General features: G+C 54.5%; 3 protein-coding genes. 2 read left to right on the top strand and 1 reads right to left on the bottom strand.

The annotated features are described in order from the left end of the window. Nucleotides 1–319: 319 nt before the first annotated feature. Nucleotides 320–2,044 (bottom strand): electron transfer flavoprotein, encoded by a 1,725-nt coding sequence (locus NW820_RS09590; protein WP_414352001.1) that lies wholly within the window; start codon nucleotides 2,042–2,044, stop codon nucleotides 320–322. Between the two features lie 109 nt (nucleotides 2,045–2,153). Here NW820_RS09590 and NW820_RS09585 point away from each other — a divergent pair, with 109 nt between their 5' ends. Together NW820_RS09585 and NW820_RS09580 are read left to right on the top strand one after the other, a co-directional pair. Then, complete coding sequence (locus tag NW820_RS09585) at nucleotides 2,154–3,287, top strand: anhydro-N-acetylmuramic acid kinase (protein ID WP_414407359.1); 1,134 nt, start codon at nucleotides 2,154–2,156, stop codon at nucleotides 3,285–3,287. Between the two features lie 181 nt (nucleotides 3,288–3,468). Continuing rightward, entirely contained in the window at nucleotides 3,469–4,917 is a 1,449-nt protein-coding gene (locus NW820_RS09580) for a DUF2079 domain-containing protein (RefSeq protein WP_414407358.1), read from the top strand. Nucleotides 4,918–5,386 lie beyond the last annotated feature (469 nt).

Genomic DNA, 5,386 nt, shown 5'->3' with positions numbered 1-5,386 from the left:
CGGCTCAGGCAAGGGATCCCCCTCTAGGCGCAGCAACAGGCGGTGGCCGGAAAGCCGCGCTTGTACCTGGAGATAACCCAACCCCAGGGATCCCAGGGCTTTTTGCAGATCGGCCAAGATAGCGGGCAGAGGAGCCTGGACATCCAAAGAATCGCTCACCGACAAAAGATCTCCAACAAGCCCTAACCCAACCTAGCCAATTTCCTAGGTTGCTTGGATCCCTGGGATCGCCGGCCAAGATGGCCAGATCCATTCACCTCAGTTGCTAGACCCCCAGGATCAGGCGAGCTGCAGCGAACTGAGTTAACCTCAGCAACGGCTACAGCCCATAGAAATCCGGCCCGGATCCCTCGTAGCTGGGGTTGACCCGCAAGTTTAAGTGGGGACAGATGATCTCGCAGGTGCGGCACTGGATGCAGTTTTCCAAAGACATGGCATGGGAGCGGATGCCATTTTGGTCGCGGATGTGGTGTACCTCTGCTGTGCAGTCGGCCACGCAGGGGGTGGGGCGATTCAGCTTGTCGTAGGTGGCGATGCACCGGCGGCAGGTTTCGGCGTCGAACTCCAGGATGTGACGGTTACCCTCGGGGTAGCGGGGATCCGCGAAAAAAACCGCATCGGGCCGCGAGAAATAGCCCGGTCGAGAGGCCAATTCCTGGGGAGCCAAGGTTGTGGGGGCCACAAAATCCGCTTGAATGGCAGCGTGGGGGGCCACATAGCCTCGCGGGGGTGGCTCGCTGGGGCTGACCCGCCCGGTGAGCAGGGTGTAGGCGCGCAGAGTTTCTCGTCCGCGGCGAACGGGATCCTGTAAACCCCAGCGCAGGGATCCCAGCCAGGGATGGCCGGCATCGACGCTGCGGCACACCTGAGGCAAGTATTCTTCCAGCAAGCGGGAGTTCTCCAGAAAAGCCTCGCGGAAATAGCGACTGCGGTAGAGGTTTTGCCCCACCGCACTTTCCATCACCGCCCTTTGGTAGTCGGCCTGGATGCGCAGATCCCCTTTCAAGAAGCCATCGTGAATGAGGCCCGCCGCCAGATAGCCGGTTTCCATCGCGTTATCCACCCCGGCCAAGCTGCCCACATCCAACACCCCCAGCGCATCCCCCAACAGCAGGGCTCCCTCAACGCCAAACCGGGTGGGCAGGCTGTGGTAGCCCCCTTCGGGAATCACGGCAGCCCCATATTTGAGCAACCTGCCGCCAGCAATTAGGGACTGGATCCAGGGGTGAGCCTTGAACTCCTGCAGACGTTGCTGGGGGTTGAGGTTGGGGTTTTTGCTGTCGAGGCCGATGATCAGACCTAAGGCCAGGCGATTGTCTTTGAGGCCATAGACAAAGCCCCCGCTGAAGCTGCCATCCAAAACCGGGTAGCCCAAGGTATGCCACACCTGCCCCTGCAGGGACTGGGGGATCTGCCACACCTCTTTGACCCCCACCGACCACAATTGCGGGTTGGGGCGCAGTTGAAACTTCTCGATGAGATCTTTGGAAATGAAGCCTTTGTCGCCAAAGCAGGTGAGTTCGGCAAAGATACAGTCTTCGTACACTTGGCCAGAATCGCTTGCCCGTACCCCGATCACCCGCTCCCCCTCGTAGAGGATTTCATGGGCGGCAAAGCCGGGGAACACATCGAGGGTAACATTTGGGATCCCTTTGGCTTTTTCCTGCAGGGTTTCGGCCAGCCAACGGATCACGTGGCTGAGGGTGAGAATGAACTGCCCCTGCTTGCGAAATCCCGGCGGGATCACCGCTTCCGGCAGATCCCAGCGCTGTTGGGATCCCAGCACGCTCAAGTGATTGGCTTCCACCCGGCCTTCGTGGGGAAATCCTTGGCTTTCAAAATCGGGGAAGAGCTTGGCGATCACTTGGAGGTTGCAGATGGCGCCACTGACGATGTGACCGCCGAATTGGCGGGCTTTTTCCAAAATGGCAATAGAGATTTTCAGCCCAGAGAGCTTGGCCAGATCCAAAAGGCGGTGGGCCAAGATCAAGTTGGAGGAGCTTCCCCCCACCAAAAGAAGGTCGTAGCGGATGGCTTCACTCATAGTCCCCCACACGGTAGCTCTGGATACCCTGCCTGTATCCTAAAAAGGGGAAGGGGAAAGGGGGCAAAACTTTAGACCTTCTCAAGCCTCTGGTTGAGCCGCCAGCAAAATGATTGTCATTGGCTTAATGTCGGGCACCTCTGTAGACGGGATCGATGTAGCCATCGTCCGCATCGAGGGCGACGATTCCCTACAGTGGGAGTTGATACATTTCCAAACAATCCCCTATTCCCCGACGCTGCGGGCAGAGATTTTGCGGGCTGCGAATCCCAAAACCGGCACGGTAGATCACATCTGCACCTTGAACTTTCGCTTGGGTCGAGCTTTTGCGGCAGCGGCCTTGCAAGGGATCCAGGCGGCCCATCTCACCCCCCAACAGATCGATCTCATCGGCAGCCATGGCCAAACCCTTTGGCATAACCCCAGTGGGCCAGAAGCTTCGACTTTGCAAATCGGTGAAGCTGCGGTGATTGCCGAGCTGACCGGGATCCCGGTGGTGAGCAATTTTCGGGCGCGGGACATGGCGGCAGGAGGTCAAGGCGCACCTTTGGTAGCTTTTGTGGATTGGCTGCTGTTGAGGCATCCCCACCTTCATCGTGTGGCCCAAAACATCGGCGGCATTGCCAACCTCACCTATCTCCCCAGCCTCTGCAGTGGGGGATCCCCCTTGGCCTTCGACACTGGCCCCGGCAACATTTTGATCGATCTGGCGGTGATGCGGGCCAGCCAAGGACAACAAGCCTTTGATCGCGACGGAAAATGGGCTGCCCAAGGCCAAGTCCACTGGGAAAAAATTACAGAATGGATGCGGGATCCCTATTTTCAAAAGGCACCGCCCAAAACCACTGGCCGGGAGTATTTTGGATCCCTTTATTTGGAGCAAATTTGGACCCAATTTATATCTGCTCACGACTGTATTGCCACCCTCACAGGGTTTACGGCCTGCTCCATTGCCCAAGCCTATAGGGACTTTTTGCCCGCGACCCCAGATCAAGTTATTCTCAGCGGTGGCGGCACCCAAAACCCTGTTCTCATGCAACTGCTGCAGGAGCAACTGCCGACCACAACCCTGTTGACTTCCGACCAAGTGGGGATCCCTTCTAAGGCCAAAGAGGCCCTTGCCTTCGCGGTATTGGCCTATAAAACCTGGCAAGGTAAGACCAACAATTTACCGGAAGCAACTGGGGCAAGACATGCTGCCATCTTGGGCCAAATCACACCCTCTTGTCGTAACCAGTCCTAACTCATCTGTATCGTTATCTCCAACAAGCTTGAGCCATTCCTCATACTCCCGAGGAAAGAGAAATGTCCGGAATTGCGGCGGAGCCTCTGCCGAATCCAGATCTCGCTAGGATGTCACGCAAGGCTGAGAAAAGCGATAAAGTTACCTTGCCAAGATCTATAAATCAAAAGCCCTAGTTCTTATGAAGGATCGTCCTCTGCCTCCACTTCTGCTGGCAATCATGATTTTTAATTTCTTCATTCTCTTTGGCTGTAGTGTTGTCCGGCATCACCTGTTTCAGTCTGGAGGATATGATCTTGGCATCTTCGACCAATCCATCTATCTAATCAGTCGGGGAGAGGTTCCGTTTTCGACCATTCGAGGGATCCACATCTTGGGAGACCACGCAGCCTTTATTCTCTATCCCATCAGCTTTTTGTACCGCATTGTCCCCTCGGTCTATTGGCTGTTTGGGCTCCAATCCCTGGCGTTAACCTTGGGAGCATTGGCTATTTATCACCTTGCACTTCAGGCCAAGGTCGATCCCAGCCAAGTGATGGTGATTGCCACAGCCTATCTTCTCTATCCGGCCATTTTTAACGCCAACCTTTTTGATTTTCATCCAGAGGTTTTGGCCGTTCCCCTTTTCTTGGCGGCTGTGCTCTGCATTCGCTCTGGAAAATTGTGGGGGTTCCTTCTCTGTTTGAGCGGCATCCTCGGCTGTAAAGCAGTGTTGTCTCTCAATGTTGTCGCCCTGGGAGCCTGGCTGTTGCTTTGGGAAAGAGGACGAATTCAAGAACGCTGGCAATGGCGCTGCCAAGTGGGCGGCTGGACGGCAATTGCAGCAGGATCGGCTTGGTTTGGGATAGCCACTTTTGGGGTCATTCCTCACTTCAGCGGCAGCGAGCCGGCAGCCGTTTCTCATTACGACTATCTAGGGAATTCTGTTGCGGAAATTGTTCAAGGTTTAATCTTGAGACCGATGCTGGTTTTGAGCAAAGTCTTCTCTCTGGACACCCTGTTTTATGGATTTTTATTGGTTGCGCCTTTGGCTTGGGGTCTCTCTTGGCGACACTGGGATCCCTGGATCCCTGCCCTGCCTACCCTGGGTTTGAATATACTCTCCAGCAACCCCGCCTATCGAGATCTGGTGCATCAGTACGCTTTGCCTATCGTTCCTTTCTTGTTCTTAGCTGTCATCGAGAATGTGAAAAATCACCTCTTCCAGAGCCATTTTATAAAAGATGGAAAACTGCCCCTGATCTGGTCTTCGCTGGCCTTTTTGGCCTTGGGGAAATACACCTTTTTCGGCTCGATTTATCTCAGCTCCCTGGACACTTGGCAGGCAACCCGACAGGCTCTTGCCCAGATCACCACCCAAGGGGGCGTCCTCACCACCCATGAGATCAGCCCTCACCTCACCCATCGACTTGTAATCTACTTTACAGATGAGGGACGCTTCAATGGATCCCCGCCCTCTCAGTGGGATCCCTTTGATTATGTGTTGCTCAACACCCGTCATCCGGGGTGGCGCAGCACTCCAGAGTTCTCCCGCATCCTGATCGAAGCTTTACAGAAGGAAACCCAGTTTCAGCTTCTGTACCATCAAGATGGGGTGTATTTGTTCTCTAGGTTACGAAAAGACCTCTAAGAATCGCATAAGAATCGCAATTCTAAGGACTGCAGACTACTTTATTGGCACTTGATCTAATTGACTTAAACCAAGTCTTCTTCTCGTTGCAACAAATGATTAAGAAACTGCTGCTTCAATCTAAAGAAATTGTTTACACTTGCAAGGCTTAATCTGAGCTTAGTCTTCTCTTAACTTCAAGCCACTAACTTTGTAGTGCCTATCCTCATGCGCGAATAGAGTAGCGCAGGGGTTAGGTGCTGTTTTATAAGACTCGCCAAGTTTCTAAACAAAACTTGTCAAGACAAGAGGAGAAGTCAACGTGAGTATCCATTCGCATGGCCCTAAGCTTCGTCCTGGAGACGAGCCTATGTGTAACCACTCTCCCAACCCCACCTTCAGCAGCATCCTGGAGAGCCGTTTGCAGCGGCGTCAAGTGTTGCAGGGGGGAATTGCTGCAGCGGTGGCCACCTTTTTTGGCTTGCCTGCG

This window comes from Synechococcus sp. R55.7, assembly GCF_047461955.1.
GTDB lineage: Bacteria > Cyanobacteriota > Cyanobacteriia > Thermostichales > Thermostichaceae > Thermostichus.
The sequence above is the reverse complement of the archived record's forward strand: the minus strand, read 5'-3'. Positions and strand labels throughout refer to the sequence as shown.

What these genes read in the sequence shown, in the direction of transcription:
- NW820_RS09590 (WP_414352001.1), bottom strand. Translation starts at nt 2,044, where the DNA reads ATGAGTGAAGCCATCCGCTACGACCTTCTTTTGGTGGGGGGAAGCTCC.
- NW820_RS09580 (WP_414407358.1), top strand. Translation starts at nt 3,469, where the DNA reads ATGAAGGATCGTCCTCTGCCTCCACTTCTGCTGGCAATCATGATTTTT.
- NW820_RS09585 (WP_414407359.1), top strand. Translation starts at nt 2,154, where the DNA reads ATGATTGTCATTGGCTTAATGTCGGGCACCTCTGTAGACGGGATCGAT.